The organism is Brevibacillus fluminis (assembly GCF_052072235.1).
GTDB lineage: Bacteria > Bacillota > Bacilli > Brevibacillales > Brevibacillaceae > Brevibacillus_D > Brevibacillus_D fluminis_A.
Genome location: NZ_CM125436.1, coordinates 785290 through 801148 on the forward strand (window position 1 = coordinate 785290; position 15859 = coordinate 801148).

A 15859-nucleotide genomic window follows, 5' to 3' on the forward strand; every position below is an offset into this window, starting at 1 on the left:
ATGAGCAAGCAAACCATTTCTACCAGTCAACTGACATTGATCATGGCTTCTTTTCTGACTGCCGGGTCTGGTCTGTCATTGACGAAAGACTCGATCGTGTTTGCCAAACAGGATGCGTGGCTCACGTTTTTTCCTGCGATGCTCTACGGTTTCCTCATCTCGTTTTGCATCATTTATTTGTCGCGCGACAGCGTGGAGTCGACCTTGTTTGAACTGATTAAAAAGTTGGCCGGCAACACGCTCGGCAGCTTGATCAACGTATGGCTGATGTTTTACCTGTTGCTGTCTGTCTCGATGGATTTGCGCGAGCTGAGCGAGTTCGTCAAGACCATTCTGCTGTATAATACCCCAGCGCCTGTGATTGTCTTAAGCATTCTCGCACTGGTCGTCTACCTCGTTCGCGCCGGGATCGAGGTGCTTGTGCGTGTCAATCATATTTACTACCTTATTACGCTTATCATGTTTCTGACGTTGCCGCTGCTGCTGCTCAATGAGGTGACGCTGGGCAATTTGCGTCCGATGTTCACCTCGGGCTGGCCGGGCATCATGAAAGGGTCATTCAATTTTTTGGGGCTGTACGGCGAGGTGCTGATCATCAGCGCGGTCACGTTCGCCTTTACTCCGCAGCGGGAGCCGGGCAAAGTGCATCCGCTCTTGCGCGGCATCATGCTGGGTACGTTTTTGGCGTCGCTGATGATGGTCACCTTGCTTGTCAGCATCGGCACGTCCATGGGCAGCAAAGCGGTTTACCCGAACCTGTTCGTTTTGCAGATGATCCACATCACCGACTTTTTGGATCGGCTGGATGTTTTGATGACGACGGTGTTTATCCCGTCCTTGATCATGAAAATCTGCATGGTGTATTACGCCTTGTGCGAATGTACCTGTTCCATCGGGCAAACGAATATGGAAAGCCGGGCGTACGTGATCGTATTGATGCCGCTCGTGATGCTGTTCACCAAGTTTTCGTTCGAAAACGTCATCGACCTGCTGCATTTTGAGTCGCACGTCTGGCCCCTTTTTACCTTGATCACGCAACTGCCGCTGTTGCTGCTCTTGATGGTCATGAAATGGAGGAGAAAGCGAAGTGTCAGCGTATGAAGGAGAATAGGCAGGGGATCTACCTTGGGTTTTTCCTGTTGCTGTTTGCGATGGCCATCATTTTGATCGTAGGGATCATGATCGGCAAAAACGGAGGAATTCTCCCGCAAATGCTGGGGGTCGTTTATGGCATCCTGTTTTCGTTCTTTGTGTTGTACTCCTGCGGCTGGCTGCCCAAGCGGAAAAAAAACAAAAACCACCCTCAAAATTGAGCAGGCGGTTTTTACAAGCGGCGCACTTAGCGGTTTTCTTTTAGTCGTTCTTGTGGTTCACTATTGATAGAGCCGTCGGAGCGTACCGCTTCCGATTGGGCTTTGGGACCGCGGATCTCTGCGGTTTTCCCGAAGTCTTTTGCTTTATTGCGGACCATGCTGGCTACACCCCCTTTACAGGAGTAGTATGACCGAAACAGATGGAAACCATGAGTGCAACATGATCGGACGACATGGACCGCGAATTCGAAGGAAAAGGTGGATGACATGGCAAAAAAACAGGCGAATAACCGAAAACCACAGGCGGCAGCGACGACAGCGGAGCAAGCGCCGATGACCTTGAAGGATATGCTGGGAGAGGCTGCGCTGGCCAAGCTGAAGCAAGCCGAGCGTGACTTGAAAAACGAGGTTGAGCGCGCTGCGCAAGAAGAACAGGAAGCGCGCCGACGCGAAAAGGAAGAGCGCGAAAAGAACAAGAGCTTTGGCGAATTGCTGGATGAGTATGACAAAAAATCTGGCGGGAAGTTTAGCTAAAAAAACGGCGATCGCGGCGTGTTTATCACCCAAAGCGGTCATGGCCGTTTTTTTTTTGTATAAGTGCAACTGCGGTTCTGCCAAAAAAGCCTGGCATCGCCAAGTTTTCTAATGCATATAGCTTATAGGAAGGGGGAGGAAGGAGGACGGTGCATGGGGATATTCCTGTTGCTGGTAAGTCTCCTTTGTATCGCGGCAGGCACCTGGCAGCTGATCGGCCTCATCAAGGCTGATGAACCGCCGCCGCCAGGCAGCAAGCCGCTATGGATCATCATTACAGGAATAGGGGTCGTCTTATTTTTTTTGCTAAAAATCTTTGCCGACCCCATGTAGCGAGCAAAGCAGTCGTGACCGTTTTGTCCGAACAGGCACTATTCGTAGCGAAGCGCTTCGATCGGGTTGAGCTTCGCCGCTTTATTGGCCGGATACAGGCCGAAGAAAATACCCATTGCGCTGGAGAAACCGAATGAAATCGCGACGCTCTCCCAGGAAATCATCGGCGGCAGACCAGCAAAGTGGGAGATGATCATTGCGCAGCCGCTGCCCAAGAGCATACCGATCACTCCCCCGATCAAGCAGACGATGATCGATTCAATCAAAAACTGGGTCAAAATATCGCGGCGTTTGGCCCCGAGCGCTTTGCGGATGCCGATTTCGCGCGTTCGCTCCGTTACGGAAACAAGCATGATGTTCATGACGCCGATGCCGCCCACGAGCAGGGAGATCCCGGCGATGACGCCGAACACCAGCGTCAGCATGCCGGTCATCTGGTTAAATTGGGCAAGCTCCTGTTCCAAGCTGCTCACCATGTAGTGATTCTTGTGCTCATGCTTCCGGTTCAAGTATTGCTCCGTTTGTTTCATCGCCTGCTGCAGCTGAGTCTTTGACTTGGCCTTGCCGGCAAGGCGGCCCACCTCATGCGTGTCATTCAATTCCTGAAGCACCGTGATCGGCAGGTAGGTGGAATGGATTTGCGTCTGGTCAAAGCGGAACTTGCTCTCCTGTACGACGCCGATGACGACGAGCGAACTGGAGCCGACAACGACACGCTGTCCCAATGGATTTTGGTTGCCGAACAAGTCTTTGGCCATGTCGGTGTCGAGCACGATGACGGCACGGCTTTCCTTGGTGTCCTCGGACGAGTAAAAACGCCCTTTGACAACTTTGATGTTCGGCTGTAAAGCCAGGTAATCTTCGGTCGACCCGTAAAAGGTGCCCTGCACTTCTTTTTTCGGGCCGCGAATGGTGTTTTGCCAGCTGTTGATCGGAACGATCTTATCGATATAGGGGCTGGTGCGGGCGAGAATGTCCGCGTCCTCAAGCTGCAGGTCTGTGTCCTTGGCTTCTTCCGTCGAGTCCCATTTCACGAAAACGTTGAATGTATTGGTGCCGAACTTTTCCAATTCACTCACGACCGCTTGCTGGCCGCCCTGGCCGAGCGTGGTAACCGCAATGACGGAGGTGATCCCGATGATGATGCCGAGCATCGTCAGGCCGGAACGCAGCTTGTTCGCCCAAATGCCCTCTGTCGCGCTGCGAAAGCTTTCCCACAAATTCATGGCTGCACCGCCTCTCCACCCAATTGGGCGAGGCGGCGGTTTTGGACGCGGTCGTCAGCGATGATCGCGCCATCTCGGAATGTGATGATCCGTTCCGCGTGCTCGGCGATATCCGTCTCATGGGTGACCAGGAGAATGGTGACGCCTTGGGCGTGCAGCTCTTGGAAAATCGCCATGATCTCCAGGCTAGAGCGGGAATCTAGATTACCCGTTGGCTCATCTGCCAGCAAAATCGCGGGCCGATTAACCAGTGAGCGCGCGATGGCGACCCGCTGCTTTTGTCCGCCGGACAGCTGGTTGGGCCGATTGTGCAGTCGTTCGGCCAGGCCAACCCGTCCCAATGCTTCTGTCGCCCGTTCGCGGCGCTCTATTCTGCTGAGGCCCGCATACAGCATCGGGAGCTCCACGTTCGTGAGGGCAGAGGAGCGCGGCAGCAGATGGAACGCCTGAAAGACGAAGCCGATCTTGCGGTTCCTCACGTCAGCGAGCTTGTTTTCATCCAGCTGGCTGATTTCGATGCCGTCGAGCACGTACGAGCCTGAAGTAGGCTTGTCCAAACATCCGAGCAAATTCATGAATGTCGATTTCCCGGAACCGGACGGCCCCATGATGGCGACGAATTCGCCTTGCTCGACTGTCAGGGAGATCGGTTGGAGGGCGAATTGCTCCAGGCCGCCCGATTCGTATCGTTTGGTCAAATCTTTGATATGCAGCATGTGAATCCCTCCTTACATCATTCCCTGCGGCTGCTCCATAATCGGATCATTGTCCTTCAGCGTGTCGGGAGGGGTGACGATGATTTTTTCGCCTGGGGCAAGGCCGCTGCGAATTTCGCAGAACAGCTCGTTTTCCATCCCGGTTTCTACAGTCCGTTTTTTGGCGACGCCGTTTTCGCCGACCCAGACGAATGCGGTGCCGTTGTCATCCTGCTGGATGCTTTCGATCGGCACCTGAAGCGCGTTTTGCGATTGCAGCACGATGACGTTGACATCTACCTGATAGCCTGGCTTGAGCTGTGGCGCCGCTTCGAGCAGATCAAGCGTTACGGCAACGCGAATTTTTTTGCCTTGCGAGCTGTCTGTCGTCGCCTCGGCGATCGGCGCAATCCGGGTGACTTTGGCTTTCAGCTGCTTTTTGCCCAAGGAATTGTCCTCAATGGATGCAGCCTGGTTCACCTGGATCTTCGGCGCATCCGATTCGCTCACTTGCGCTTCCACGGCAAGCTTGGACAAATCGCCGATGGTGAACAGCTCCTTGCCTTTGCCGACATATTGGCCGTTCTCGATTTTTGTCGTCAAGATTGTGCCGTCGAACGGCGCCCGGATGATGCTTTGCACCCGGTCTTTTTCCAATTGGCTCTTCTCGATCTGCAGCTTTTTGATCTGCGCTTCGATCGATTGCAATTCTTCAGGACGCGGCCCCTTTTGCTTCAGCGCCAGGTTTTGCTTGGCGATCTTGAGATTGGTTTCGGCGGTGCTGACCGCTTCCGCCGCCTTGTCCACCTCTTGCTGGGTGCTCGCCCCGGAATGGAACAAGGCAAGGGCTCGCTCATGCTCGCGCGCAGCCGCGTCCACATTGCGCTGTTCCGCTGCGACGCGCTCTTGCAGCTGGGCGATCGCTTCCGGTTCTTCGCCCAGCCTGGCCTTGGCCAGATCGGCCCGCTTCAGCTCGATCTGCGCATCGATGTCGAGCAAGCGGCCATCCATATCCGATTGATCCAGCTTGCCGATGATTTGGCCCTGCTTGACGCTGTCCCCGGCTTGCAGCGAAAAATCGCGCAAGAAACCGTCTGTGCCCGCATATAGTGTAACGGAATTTTTCACTTTCACCTGGCCCGTCGTCATCACTTTGTTCTGCATGCTGTTTTTCTCTACGGTCGCCATCGTTACCATGGCGCCTGCCGGCTGGCTGCCTCCCATCATGCTGTAGCTGCCGATTCCTCCTACCGCAAGCACGGCGGCGCCGATGATCCACCAACGTTTTTTCATTGTTTTGCTGCTCCTTTCAAAAGCTGATCCCTCATTCAATACGAACTGCTGGAAGAATTGTTACGGAAATGGAAATCGTTTTGGCCTGAATCAGAGATAGGGAAATTAACAGAATTGTGTTACAATTAAAAGGATATTTTTTACAATTCAGGTGGAGGTCGCTTATGAAGGGAACCGTACGCTTTGATCACTCAAAAGCAGTTCCGTTTACAGCACCGGAGGAATGGGGTCAGTTGGAGGCAGCCGTACGCCACGCCCATTTCATGCTCCATGAAAAAACGGGGTTAGGCCATGAATACCTTGGTTGGGTCGATTTGCCTGTCACCTATGATGAAACTGAATTGGTTCGGATGAAACAAGCGGCGGCGCGGATCAGCCAGCAATCGGATGTGCTCCTGGTCATCGGGATCGGCGGCTCCTATTTGGGGGCGAGGGCGGTTCTGGATAGCCTTGGGCATACATTCTACAACGTGCTTGGCAAATCGAAGCGCCGGACGCCGGAAATCTATTTTGTCGGCAACAACATCAGCTCTGTCTATATGTCCCACCTGATGGATGTGCTGGAGGAAAAACGGTTCTCGATCAATGTCATCTCCAAGTCAGGGACGACGACAGAGCCTGCGATCGCCTTCCGCCTGTTCCGCGAGCTGCTGGAAAAAAAGGTGGGAAAAGACGAGGCGCGGCAGCGCATTTACGTGACCACCGACCGAAACCGCGGGGCGCTGAAGCAGCTTGCAGATGAAGCGGGCTATGAATGCTTCGTGATCCCGGATGATATCGGCGGCCGGTTTTCCGTACTGACGCCTGTGGGTCTATTGCCCATTGCGGTGGGCGGGGCCGACATCGATGCGCTGATGGCGGGCGCGGCTGATGCGCGGCGTCGCTATTTGACACCTGATCTCGGGGAGAATGAATGCTACCAGTATGCAGCGGTCCGCAACACGCTGTACCGAAAAAACAAGACGATCGAAATGCTGGTCGGCTATGAGCCGCAGCTGCGATTTTTCGCCGAATGGTGGAAGCAGCTGTACGGCGAATCGGAAGGGAAGAACGGCAAAGGAATTTTTCCCGCATCGGCGGAGTTCTCGGCCGACCTGCATTCGCTCGGCCAATATATTCAGGATGGCATGCGTCACCTGTTTGAGACGGTGCTGCATGTCGAGCGCCCGCAGCGCGAGCTTGTCATCGGAGAAGAAGAGGTGGATCGGGACGGGTTGAATTTCCTCGCTGGACAGAGCATCGATTATGTCAATAAAAAGGCGTTTGAAGGAACATTGCTTGCCCATCTTGACGGCGGCGTGCCGAATCTGGTAGTCTCAATTCCGGAATTGACCGCATACCATCTTGGCTGGCTGATTTACTTTTTCGAGAAAGCGTGCGGGATCAGCGGCTATCTGCTGGGTGTCAACCCGTTCGATCAGCCAGGTGTCGAGCTGTATAAAGCCAATATGTTCGCGCTGCTCGGCAAGCCGGGGCATGAGGAACGGAAGCGGGAGCTGGAAGCACGACTGCAAGGGAGATCGGATAATGTATTTAACGGTTAAAGAGACGGCGGACTATTTGCAACTGCCTGTATCGTTCATCATGGAAAAGATCGCCGAAGGCCGCATTCGCGCTGTGCACAACGGGGAAGAGTACATGATCAACAAGGAGCAGTTCAACCATTTCCTCGATCAGCTGGTGAAGCTGAAAGCGGAATGGGAGAAAGAAAAAGACGAGCCGATTGCGGAAAGCTATGATTATAAAGATGAAGATTGATTCCATGTGTGAGGCAGACCTTCAGCTATGTTCTGAAGGTCTGTTTGTTTTCGTACAGATAAGAATTTATAAAATTCTTATCCAGTATAAGTGCAACCGCGGCTACGCCAAAAAGCTTGGCGTAGCCAGGTTTTCTAATGCCTGCCTGTTATATCGAAAAAATCGAACGAAACGTTCCTTTAATTCAATTATACAGATGGAATGTGCAGGTTTATACTGAGGACGAATGACGCCACCTTAGCTGATGGCGAACCATCAACATTGGAGGAATGACGATGCGCACGATTTTAAAGCCCCCATTCACGGAAGAGACGGCCCGCGCGAAAGTGAAGGCTGCCGAAGAGGCGTGGAACAGCTGCGACCCGGAACGCGTAGCGCTTGCCTATACGCCCGATTCGCAATGGCGCAACCGGACGGATTTCATTGCCGGTCGGGAGGAGATCAAGGCATTTTTGCATAGAAAATGGGCCAAAGAGGCCCATTACAAGCTGATGAAGGAATTGTGGTGCTATACGGACAACCGCATCTCCGTACGCTTTGAGTACGAGTGGCAGGATGCCGGGACCGGTCAATGGATGCGCACCCATGGCAACGAGCATTGGGAATTCGCGGAGGACGGCTTGATGCGGCGACGGGACATGAGCGCCAACGATTACCCGATTGCCGAGCACGAGCGGCGGTACCGTTAGGCGAGCTTCCTGCCCGCGCTGCCGAGTTCACTGCGGCACAAATCGAGAAACGCTTTGACCGCGAGCCCGAAACGATGGTGTTCCTCGCGATGGACGAGTCCGATGGAAACTTGCAGCTTGATGTCCTCAACCGGTTTCAGCAAAACGCCGTCGGCCAATGTTGCGGAAGACGAAAGCGGGATCAAGGCGATCCCCACTTTTGCCTGCACGAGCTGCTTCATCGCATCAATGCTGCCGATTTGCAGGTTGGACTGCAGCTTGATGTCGTTCTCCATCAGGATGCGTTCGATCATTTCTTTATACGCGCAAGTCGGCTCCGGCAAGATCAGACGGTGGCGGCTCAAATCGGCCGCCGGCACATGAGGCTGATCCGCAAAGGGATGGTCAGCCGGAACGAGCAGGCCGAAACGCTCGGAAAACAGCGGTTCAAACATGAGCCCGAGCCCGGACGCAGGCATCGTGCTGATGGCGAAATCCAGCTCGTCAGCAAGAATGCGCTGGTGCAGCGGCAACGCCGTCCCCACCTCAAGCGTCAGATTCACCAACGGGCGCTCCTGGCAAAACTGCCGGATCAAACCGGGGAGCCGGACACTTGCCGTCGGTTCGATCGCGCCGATCCGGACATGGCCGCTGTAGCCGGTGCTGATGTCGGTAATCGTCTGCTGCAGCTTCTCCACATCCTGCAAAATTTGTTTGGACTGCTCATACAGCAAGCGGCCTGCCTCGGTCAAGACCGCCCGCTTGCCGATCCGGTCAAACAGCAAAATCCCCAAGTCTGATTCAAGCTTCTGAATCTGCGCGGTAACGGTGGATTGGGCATATTGCAATTTTTCCGCTGCCTGCTGGAAGCTGCCGGAGCGCACGATTGTTTGAAACGTTTTCAAAAAGCGAAGGTCCATCATGTCACCTCACTAGCGCATCCCAAAAGGATGGATCGTCAAGGCCCAGACGCCAGATGCCGTAGCCCGCCAGATGGTATTTGTCGGCGAGCGCGCGCTTGGCGCTCAAGCTTTCCTCATTTTCAAACCAGAGCGTATGGAGCACACCATCTTTTTGATAGGTGAGGTACGGGGACTTCAGTTGATCGTTCCAATGAACCTGCGCATGCTGGTTGGCGACAAGCTCGGGAATGGCCTTGTAGGCCACAGCCTTGTTGCCGGCTGCACTCCACTCGTAGCCGTAGCTCGGGATGCCCATCAGCAGCTTGTCCGCTGAAACCTGGCTCGCCGCAAAGTGCAGGACGCTGTCTACCCAAGGATAGGAGGCAACCGGCCCGGCTTCCATCCACGGGCCGTATTCGTCATAGCTCATGACTTGCAGAAAGTCGCTTTTGGCGCCGATTCCGCGGTAATCATAGGCATAGGTCCACGTTTCATTCGGATCATCGCTCAGTTTGGCAGGAACAGAGACGACGAGCTGTTTTTTATTTTGATGCAGCTTGGCGGAAAGCTGTGAGATAAGCTGCGTATATTTTGCGCGATCATCTGCCGGAATATTCTCAAAGTCAAGGTTAATGCCATTGGCCTTCATTTTAACGGCTTGTGCGACCAGATTGTCGATCAATCGCGCCGAAGCGGTCGGATTGTTCAAAATCGTATGTACCAGTTTTTTGTCGAATGTTTCCGTGCCATGATTGGCGACGAGCAGATAGGAAGCGACCGACTTGGCGCGCGCTGTGGTCAAGCCTGTCGCAGAAGGCGAACCGGTAAGGCTGCCATCGGCTTTGGCGTCGTAGGAGACGAGGCTGATGTCGGTGATGACATCTGCATTGGCGAAAAGCGATCGGTACGAATTGCGGTCCGTGTCATAATACTCCACGTAGTAGCCCAGCACCTTTTTCGGCTTTGCAGCGGATTGGACGGGTGCGGCAGCTGTTGAAGCGGCGGGTTTTGACGCGACAGCAGTTGGAGCGACAGCGGCCGATGCGGCCGGGCCAGTTGGTGCAGCCTCCGTTTGGGCAGGAACCGACGGGCCTGCCGTAATCATGGCGAGTGAAATCAGGAGCAGCAGTTGTTTCATCATAGATAGTAAAATCCCTCCCCCGAATGGTTGAAGAAAAGCTCTTATTTCAATATCGGGTGAGGGATTGTATTATTTTATATTCGTTAAAAATTTTTTAACTATGGATTGAAATTCTTTCGGCTTTTCGATGTGGGGAGAATGGCCGACGTTTTCGAGAACAACCTCCTGAAAAAAGCCCCCTGCCTCCTGGTAGCGGCCCAGCACGTAGCGCATTTGGGAGACCATCGGCTGCGGCGGAAACACCGCATCGCCTGGCCAACCGGGGATATAGCCGAGTCTGCCCATCATCCCAAGATCGACATGCGATTGATCGGAGACGATCGCATCGTTCGCCCCGCGAATCCACAGCACCGGACATTTGGGCTCGATGTCCGCAAAAGTCGAGAGATTTACATACTTGGGAGACAGCGCGTTATTGATGCCTGTTTGACCCGGCGCGACGCCTGGCCACTCCACGGTGTGCACGAATTCGCCGGGGAAGAAATCATCGCCGATCCGCATCGAGAGGATTGCGCTGACATACCGATCTTCCATTTCGACGGGCAGCCGGAACGGAGGCCGAAAATAGAGACGATTCATCACATTGCGCGGGCTTGCGGGCGAATCCTCGGTCATGTCCTCCACGGCGATGCGATTCACCAGCTCGGGATTGGTCGTGCCTGCGCCTGTACCGGCATAATTGGCGTAGCAGGGGGTTCCGTAAACATCCTTGGTGCCGCCAAGCCCGTAGGGAGACATGGGGGCCACCAGCGTCAGGGAGCGCACGAGCGCGGGGTGGTCGATCGCATATTGCATCACGATGCCGCCGCCCAGCGACCAGCCGGCCAGATGAACGGGCTCTTGGATCTGGAGCGCGCGAATGAAGGAATGCAAATCGTCGGACCAATCGCGCAGTCCGCGCGTCGCATCGATGGGGCGAGGCTGGGTGCGGCCGTATCCGCGCAAGTCGGGGGCGATTACGCGGTAGTTCTTGCTTAATGCCGCAATGGTCCCGTCCCAAAATTGGTTTGACGAGATGTTTCCATGAACCAGAAGCAGTGTCGGCTTTTGTGCAGAACCGCCTGTCAAATAGGACACCGCCAGCCGATCCGTCTGAATGGTCTGGGGTTCGAAACGGGCAACCATGAAACGGACTCCTCCCTTCCCTCCTTCTACCACTATATGATCGCTACTTGTGGCCTATACGAAAAGAGGAGGGGAGGAAAAGCAAAATGCGACAATCGGCGCAATATTTGTCAGAAAATTATTTTTATTACGAAAAAGGATTTTCTCCCAAAATAAGGAATTGTAAAATTCGCAGTAATTTCCATTTATTTCAAGAGAGGGTGGTCAACATGAAGCGAAGAAAGGTTGTGGCTGGGCTATTGTCCACTGCGCTGATCGTCGGTGTTGTGGCAGGTTCCCCGGTAGCGGGCGCGGCGAAAACCAAAAAGAAGCCGCATCAGGAATCGTCCAGGAAAGTAGACATGGCGGTAGTCAACCAGGATCGGTTGGAACGGGCGCTGAAAGAGCGTGGGGAGCTTGGCAAGAACGCGTCTCCTGAAGAAGTGAAACAAGCGATCGAAAACTATGTGCAGGCGCGCAGCCTCCCGTTTGCGGAAACGGATGGGATCGACACCTCTTCCGATTTCGGAAAAGAGGCATACAAATCGCTGAAAGGCTTCCAGGAAAACGCCAAAGCCTTGGTGGATGGCGATGAGAAGGCGCGGAAAATCAAGGCGAGCAACAAGGTTGACGAATTCGTCGACAGAGCTGCGGTTGCTCTTGTTGAATTTCCGGATTTTAACCACAACCGGATCGAGGATAACGGCGTCGATTTCTGGACGAAAGATTTTAACCAGGCGCATTATCAAGGGATGCTGTTCAACAAGGACGGCTATACATCGCCGGAAGGCAAAGAGCTGCTTACCTTTAACGAATACTATCGCGAGCAATCGGCGGGCAGCTGGTCTGTGGATGGTGTCGTAACGCCGTGGATCATGGCGCGTGAAAACGCCGCCTACTATGGCGGAAACAACGACCACGGCAACGACAGCGCACCGCGCGAGCTGGTTGTCGAGACGCTGGCGGATGTCGGCGCGGCGATTGCCGGCCATGAAGACGAATATGACCAGCGCGACCCGTATGATATCGATGGCGACGGCAATGTGATGGAGCCGGATGGCATGCTCGACAGCCTGCTGGTTGTACATGCCGGCGTCGACGAGTCGGCAGGCGGCGGAGAGCTGGGCGACGATGCGATTTGGGCACATCGCTCGACGCTTGACGAGCCTACCAAAATCCCGGGCACCAGCCTGAAAGCCTATGACTACATCATTCAGCCGGAGGACGGAACGGCAGGGGTGTTCGCCCACGAATACGGGCACAACCTCGGCTTGCCGGATGAGTACGACACCGGCTATACCGGCAACGGGGAGCCGGTGGGCGTCTGGTCGATCATGTCGGCAGGCAGCTGGGCAGGCGTGACGCCGGGTGCCGAGCCGCCGGGCTTCAGTCCATGGGCAAAGCTGTATTTCCATGAAGTGTATGGCGGAAACTGGCCGGAGCCAAAAACGATCAGCTCAAGCTCGCTCAAGTACGGCAAGGAGTACAAGTTTAACCTGAACGAAGCGGTTGCCAATACGAGCAACAACAAAATTCTCAAAATCGATCTGCCGGATCGCGGATTGGAACCGCCTACCCAACCGAAGGGCACGAAAGCGTATTTCTCGACAAAAGGGAACAGCCTCGATACGAAGCTGACCTCCCATGAGATCGATTTGACCGGTGTCTCCAAAGCGACTTTGACATTCGATTCGTGGCGCCAAATCGAGGAAGATTTCGACTATCTCTATGTCAACGTCTATGTGGATGGCGAAGACAAACCGGAGCAGGTAGCCAAGTTCTCCGACACGACAAAAGGGGAATGGGAAACGAGCGAAATCGACTTGAGCGCATTCGCAGGCAAAAAAATCAAAGTCGAGTTCAATTACGTATCCGACGTAGGATTGGCGCTGGAAGGCTTCTATGTGGACAACATTGTGGTGACCGGCGACGGCAAGACGCTGTTTGAAGATGATGCAGAAGGCGACAGCGCGTTTGATCTCGATGGGTTCCAACTGTTCGACGGATCTGCCAAAATGATGAAAAACTACTACCTCATTGAATGGCGCAGCCACAATGGCGTAGACCAGGGCCTGGCTCACTACCGCCGTGCGGACAGCCTCATTTCGTACGACCCTGGCATGCTGGTGTGGTACTATGATTCCCGCTATGGTGACGACAACATGGTCGGCAACCATCCGGGCGAAGGTTTCCTTGGCGTAGTCGACTCGCACCAGCGCGGCCATTACTGGGATGACGGCACGATCGCGGATACGCGCTACCAGCTGTACGACGCGGCGTTTGGCAAGGAGAAAAAATCCGATCTGGAAGTGGTTTATCCGGAGAGGGCCATGTCCTACAAAGGGCTGCTCGGCATCGATACGTTCAACGACCAGAAAGATTACACGGCGAAAAAATACAATCCGGACGGCGGCAAAATTTTGCCGGTGCTCGGCTTGCAAATCAAGGTGCAAAGCGTGAAAGCCGACGACAAAGGCGCTACCATCGTCGTAACGCGCAGCAAGGTGAAAAAATAGGCACGCGACTACTTTTGGGGGATTTGTCGCACACTAGGAAAAACGTGCGAAAGGCAGGTGCCTGTGATGCGGAAAATCCCCAGCAGCTTGACTGGGAAACAGGGCATGTTCGATACGCTGCGAGAAGTGCTGCGGGAAGATCAGTTTACCCTGTCAAACTGGGAGTATGAATACGGCTTTTTCGACAAGCAACTGGACATGAAGGCGATGGTATTTTTGCGGCTGCCCATCGATACGGTATCGGGCGAGCTTGACGATCCGGCTGCTGTGGTGCAGTTCGGTCATCCATTCGTGCTCAAGCACGTGTATCAGACGGGCAACGACCCGGACATCGGCTATGCGTCCGGACCCGCGATCGCTGCCTCATTCAACCAGTTCCAGGAGCCGCAAGACAAGGATGCCGAGGTCGAGGACGATTACGTGGAGATGGCCAAGCAGATCGTCCGGCGGCTGGAGCAAAAATTGGTATGAGAAAGAGGGGCGGCATCTCGTATGCCGTCTCTTTTCTTCTGCCCTCAGCTTGGCACAGGCTCGTAGTGGGAAACTATGGTATAGTGAGAGAAAAGGGTGGGTTGATCACCCAAGAAAGAGTGAGGGTAAACGGCTTATGAAGATAGCGACCGTGCTGCGCAATGACGATTATTCGAGGGAAATGGATCGGTTGCTTCGTCAAAAAATAGAAGGGAATGACAAATTCCGCTTTGTGGAGGGCAAGGCTGAAGAGCCGGAGCTTGTCATCTCGATCGGCGGGGACGGAACGCTCCTGGAAGCGGTCCATGAATATGGCTTTGGCCCGCAATACGTCGGGATTCATACAGGACATCTCGGGTTTTATGCGGATTGGCATCCGGATGAGCTGGACGAATTCGTCGAGGCATTGAACCATGTCCAGCCGCTTGTCGTGGAATATCCTTGTGTCGAATGCTGCATCACGACGGTTTCCGGCGAGCATCACGCCAAATGGGCGCTCAATGAGCTGGTGATCCGCAATGCGTCGCTGTCCACGCTCGTCACTTGCGTGTTCATCAACGGCGAGGAGTTCGAGACATTCCGTGGTGACGGGCTGATCGTCTCATCCCCATCCGGAAGCACCGCGTACAATAAAGCGGTGGACGGCGCCATCGTGCATCCGTCCATCGAAGCGATTCAGCTATCCGAGATCGCCTCGATCAACAATCAGGCGTACCGGACGATCAACAGCTCGCTTGTGCTGCCGCAGCATCATGTGGTAGAGCTGATCGTGATGAACCCGGAGATCATGATCGGGCTCGACCGTGAGCAAGCGGTATGGAAAGGCGTCCGTTCCATCGTGTGCCATGTCGGCCGCCAGAAGGTCAAATTCGCGCGGTATAAAAAGCTGCCATTTTGGCGCCGCGTGCGCAAATCGTTCATAACGGGGTAATGGAATGAATCGGACCGATCGACTTTTGGCGATATTACTGGAATTGCAGCGGCAGCGCAATGTGCGCGCTTGCGATTTGGCTGACTTGTTCGAAACGAGCCAGCGAACGATCTATCGCGACATGCAGGCGCTTTGCGAAGCGGGCGTGCCTGTCGTGGCCGTTCCGGGCAAAGGATATGCGCTTGTGGACGGTTATTTTTTGCCGCCCGTCGCGTTTTCAGCCGACGAGGCGGCGATTCTTTTGCTCGGCAGCCGCTATGTGGCCAAGCAATTCGATGAGGAGTACAGCCGTTTGGCCATGACGGCCTCCGCCAAAATCGAAGCGGTTTTGCCGGAGGCGGTCCGCAAGCAGACGGATCGTCTATGTGCCGGAATCGCGCTGTTCGAATCGCAGCCGGATTTGCGTCCGGACGAGCGGGAAACGGAAGAAAAGATCAGGCAGCTGCGACGGGCAATTCTGGAGGAGAAGCGGATCGCTTTCACCTATAGCGCCCGCTATCGCCAGCTTGCGCGGGATGAGGATGTGAACACGCAGCGGGAGGTCGACCCGTACGGTTTGGTCCATACGAATGGCGCGTGGTATTTGGTGGGCTGGTGCCATCTGCGCGGGGACCGCCGCCATTTCCGGCTGGAGCGGATTCAATCGTTGACCCGCCTTCCGCAGTCATTTGTCAGACCGGACGATTTTTCGTTCCAGCAGGAGCGCAAGGAGCAGCCGGTTGAGGTGCAGCTCCTGTTTGGCGCGCATCTGGAGGCGTGGGTGAAAGAGGAGCGCTCGTTTTTTACCGTGCATGAGGAGCGGCGCGAGGAAGGTTTTTATGTCAGGCTGCGGGTGCGGCATGAGGCCGAAGTGCTGCCATGGCTGCTGCGGTGGGGAGGTGGCGTTCGGGTCCTGGCCCCGGAATCACTTCGCCAGCGGGTCTTGGCGGAAGCGCAGGCAGTAATTTCCGCAAACGCGCCCAATTGAGAGCAAG

General features: G+C 54.8%; 18 protein-coding genes. 11 read left to right on the plus strand and 7 right to left on the minus strand.

Translation table 11 applies throughout. From position 1 onward, the window contains the following. Positions 1 to 1101, plus strand: coding sequence for a GerAB/ArcD/ProY family transporter (locus ACTID9_RS04120; RefSeq protein ID WP_441069955.1), 1101 nt, complete (start codon positions 1 to 3; stop codon positions 1099 to 1101). Continuing rightward, positions 1098 to 1313 (plus strand): hypothetical protein, encoded by a 216-nt coding sequence (locus ACTID9_RS04125; RefSeq protein ID WP_441069956.1) that lies wholly within the window; start codon positions 1098 to 1100, stop codon positions 1311 to 1313. Before ACTID9_RS04120 ends, ACTID9_RS04125 begins: the two co-directional genes overlap by 4 nt. Before the next feature lie 26 nt (positions 1314 to 1339). Here ACTID9_RS04125 and sspK read toward each other — a convergent pair whose 3' ends face one another. After that, a complete protein-coding gene (gene sspK / locus ACTID9_RS04130; RefSeq protein WP_003391014.1) occupies positions 1340 to 1471 on the minus strand; it encodes a small acid-soluble spore protein K in 132 nt (43 codons plus the stop codon). A 109-nt stretch (positions 1472 to 1580) separates the two neighbouring features. On the opposite strand from sspK, the gene ACTID9_RS04135 reads away from it, so the two are divergent. Beyond that, the gene (locus tag ACTID9_RS04135) at positions 1581 to 1847 is read left to right on the plus strand and encodes a DUF3886 domain-containing protein (protein ID WP_441069957.1); all 267 of its coding nucleotides are present in this window, start codon (positions 1581 to 1583) and stop codon (positions 1845 to 1847) included. A gap of 153 nt (positions 1848 to 2000) precedes the next feature. After that, on the plus strand, positions 2001 to 2180 hold the full coding sequence (locus ACTID9_RS04140) for a hypothetical protein (RefSeq protein WP_441069958.1): 180 nt from the start codon (positions 2001 to 2003) through the stop codon (positions 2178 to 2180). 38 nt (positions 2181 to 2218) lie between these two features. Here ACTID9_RS04140 and ACTID9_RS04145 read toward each other — a convergent pair whose 3' ends face one another. From ACTID9_RS04145 to ACTID9_RS04155, 3 genes are read right to left on the minus strand one after another with little or no spacing between them, the layout of a single operon-like run. After that, complete coding sequence (locus ACTID9_RS04145) at positions 2219 to 3406, minus strand: ABC transporter permease (protein ID WP_441069959.1); 1188 nt, start codon at positions 3404 to 3406, stop codon at positions 2219 to 2221. Further along, positions 3403 to 4122 carry an ABC transporter ATP-binding protein gene (locus ACTID9_RS04150; RefSeq protein WP_441069960.1) on the minus strand — a complete coding sequence of 240 codons (720 nt, stop codon included), beginning with the start codon at positions 4120 to 4122 and terminating at the stop codon, positions 3403 to 3405. Before ACTID9_RS04150 ends, ACTID9_RS04145 begins: the two co-directional genes overlap by 4 nt. 12 nt (positions 4123 to 4134) lie before the next feature. After that, complete coding sequence (locus tag ACTID9_RS04155; protein WP_441069961.1) at positions 4135 to 5394, minus strand: efflux RND transporter periplasmic adaptor subunit; 1260 nt, start codon at positions 5392 to 5394, stop codon at positions 4135 to 4137. Positions 5395 to 5558: 164 nt separating this feature from the next. Between ACTID9_RS04155 and ACTID9_RS04160 the strand changes: the two genes are divergently transcribed. The 3 genes from ACTID9_RS04160 to ACTID9_RS04170 all read left to right on the plus strand — a co-directional run bounded on the left by ACTID9_RS04160 (position 5559) and on the right by ACTID9_RS04170 (position 7841). After that, a complete protein-coding gene (locus ACTID9_RS04160; RefSeq protein WP_441069962.1) occupies positions 5559 to 6938 on the plus strand; it encodes a glucose-6-phosphate isomerase in 1380 nt (459 codons plus the stop codon). After that, on the plus strand, positions 6922 to 7152 hold the full coding sequence (locus ACTID9_RS04165) for an excisionase family DNA-binding protein (RefSeq protein ID WP_441069963.1): 231 nt from the start codon (positions 6922 to 6924) through the stop codon (positions 7150 to 7152). The genes ACTID9_RS04160 and ACTID9_RS04165 overlap by 17 nt, the downstream gene beginning before the upstream one ends. A gap of 275 nt (positions 7153 to 7427) precedes the next feature. Beyond that, positions 7428 to 7841 (plus strand): nuclear transport factor 2 family protein, encoded by a 414-nt coding sequence (locus ACTID9_RS04170; RefSeq protein WP_441069964.1) that lies wholly within the window; start codon positions 7428 to 7430, stop codon positions 7839 to 7841. Here the strand turns inward: ACTID9_RS04170 and ACTID9_RS04175 are convergent. From ACTID9_RS04175 to ACTID9_RS04185, 3 genes are all read right to left on the minus strand, one after another. Then, complete coding sequence (locus ACTID9_RS04175; RefSeq protein ID WP_441069965.1) at positions 7838 to 8743, minus strand: LysR family transcriptional regulator; 906 nt, start codon at positions 8741 to 8743, stop codon at positions 7838 to 7840. The two genes, ACTID9_RS04170 and ACTID9_RS04175, sit on opposite strands and share 4 nt — an antisense overlap. Before the next feature lies 1 nt (position 8744). Then, positions 8745 to 9863: a glycosyl hydrolase family 18 protein gene (locus ACTID9_RS04180; RefSeq protein WP_441069966.1), complete on the minus strand. Its 1119-nt coding sequence runs from the start codon at positions 9861 to 9863 to the stop codon at positions 8745 to 8747. A 69-nt stretch (positions 9864 to 9932) separates the two neighbouring features. Beyond that, positions 9933 to 10988 carry an alpha/beta fold hydrolase gene (locus tag ACTID9_RS04185; protein ID WP_441069967.1) on the minus strand — a complete coding sequence of 352 codons (1056 nt, stop codon included), beginning with the start codon at positions 10986 to 10988 and terminating at the stop codon, positions 9933 to 9935. A gap of 209 nt (positions 10989 to 11197) precedes the next feature. Between ACTID9_RS04185 and ACTID9_RS04190 the strand changes: the two genes are divergently transcribed. From ACTID9_RS04190 to ACTID9_RS04205, 4 genes are all read left to right on the plus strand, one after another. Next, a complete protein-coding gene (locus tag ACTID9_RS04190) occupies positions 11198 to 13483 on the plus strand; it encodes an immune inhibitor A domain-containing protein (RefSeq protein ID WP_441069969.1) in 2286 nt (761 codons plus the stop codon). Between the two features lie 66 nt (positions 13484 to 13549). Continuing rightward, a complete protein-coding gene (locus tag ACTID9_RS04195) occupies positions 13550 to 13954 on the plus strand; it encodes a YugN family protein (RefSeq protein WP_441069970.1) in 405 nt (134 codons plus the stop codon). A 136-nt stretch (positions 13955 to 14090) separates the two neighbouring features. After that, entirely contained in the window at positions 14091 to 14885 is a 795-nt protein-coding gene (locus ACTID9_RS04200; RefSeq protein WP_441069972.1) for an NAD kinase, read from the plus strand. A gap of 4 nt (positions 14886 to 14889) precedes the next feature. Then, positions 14890 to 15852, plus strand: a complete 963-nt coding sequence (locus ACTID9_RS04205) for a helix-turn-helix transcriptional regulator (protein ID WP_441069974.1) — start codon at positions 14890 to 14892, stop codon at positions 15850 to 15852. Positions 15853 to 15859 lie beyond the last annotated feature (7 nt).

What these genes read in the sequence shown, in the direction of transcription:
- ACTID9_RS04125 (WP_441069956.1), top strand. Translation starts at nt 1,098, where the DNA reads ATGAAGGAGAATAGGCAGGGGATCTACCTTGGGTTTTTCCTGTTGCTG.
- ACTID9_RS04185 (WP_441069967.1), bottom strand. Translation starts at nt 10,988, where the DNA reads ATGGTTGCCCGTTTCGAACCCCAGACCATTCAGACGGATCGGCTGGCG.
- ACTID9_RS04165 (WP_441069963.1), top strand. Translation starts at nt 6,922, where the DNA reads ATGTATTTAACGGTTAAAGAGACGGCGGACTATTTGCAACTGCCTGTA.
- ACTID9_RS04200 (WP_441069972.1), top strand. Translation starts at nt 14,091, where the DNA reads ATGAAGATAGCGACCGTGCTGCGCAATGACGATTATTCGAGGGAAATG.
- ACTID9_RS04150 (WP_441069960.1), bottom strand. Translation starts at nt 4,122, where the DNA reads ATGCTGCATATCAAAGATTTGACCAAACGATACGAATCGGGCGGCCTG.
- ACTID9_RS04160 (WP_441069962.1), top strand. Translation starts at nt 5,559, where the DNA reads ATGAAGGGAACCGTACGCTTTGATCACTCAAAAGCAGTTCCGTTTACA.
- ACTID9_RS04205 (WP_441069974.1), top strand. Translation starts at nt 14,890, where the DNA reads ATGAATCGGACCGATCGACTTTTGGCGATATTACTGGAATTGCAGCGG.
- ACTID9_RS04145 (WP_441069959.1), bottom strand. Translation starts at nt 3,406, where the DNA reads ATGAATTTGTGGGAAAGCTTTCGCAGCGCGACAGAGGGCATTTGGGCG.
- ACTID9_RS04155 (WP_441069961.1), bottom strand. Translation starts at nt 5,394, where the DNA reads ATGAAAAAACGTTGGTGGATCATCGGCGCCGCCGTGCTTGCGGTAGGA.
- ACTID9_RS04180 (WP_441069966.1), bottom strand. Translation starts at nt 9,863, where the DNA reads ATGATGAAACAACTGCTGCTCCTGATTTCACTCGCCATGATTACGGCA.
- sspK (WP_003391014.1), bottom strand. Translation starts at nt 1,471, where the DNA reads ATGGTCCGCAATAAAGCAAAAGACTTCGGGAAAACCGCAGAGATCCGC.
- ACTID9_RS04135 (WP_441069957.1), top strand. Translation starts at nt 1,581, where the DNA reads ATGGCAAAAAAACAGGCGAATAACCGAAAACCACAGGCGGCAGCGACG.
- ACTID9_RS04190 (WP_441069969.1), top strand. Translation starts at nt 11,198, where the DNA reads ATGAAGCGAAGAAAGGTTGTGGCTGGGCTATTGTCCACTGCGCTGATC.
- ACTID9_RS04140 (WP_441069958.1), top strand. Translation starts at nt 2,001, where the DNA reads ATGGGGATATTCCTGTTGCTGGTAAGTCTCCTTTGTATCGCGGCAGGC.
- ACTID9_RS04175 (WP_441069965.1), bottom strand. Translation starts at nt 8,743, where the DNA reads ATGATGGACCTTCGCTTTTTGAAAACGTTTCAAACAATCGTGCGCTCC.
- ACTID9_RS04170 (WP_441069964.1), top strand. Translation starts at nt 7,428, where the DNA reads ATGCGCACGATTTTAAAGCCCCCATTCACGGAAGAGACGGCCCGCGCG.
- ACTID9_RS04120 (WP_441069955.1), top strand. Translation starts at nt 1, where the DNA reads ATGAGCAAGCAAACCATTTCTACCAGTCAACTGACATTGATCATGGCT.
- ACTID9_RS04195 (WP_441069970.1), top strand. Translation starts at nt 13,550, where the DNA reads ATGCGGAAAATCCCCAGCAGCTTGACTGGGAAACAGGGCATGTTCGAT.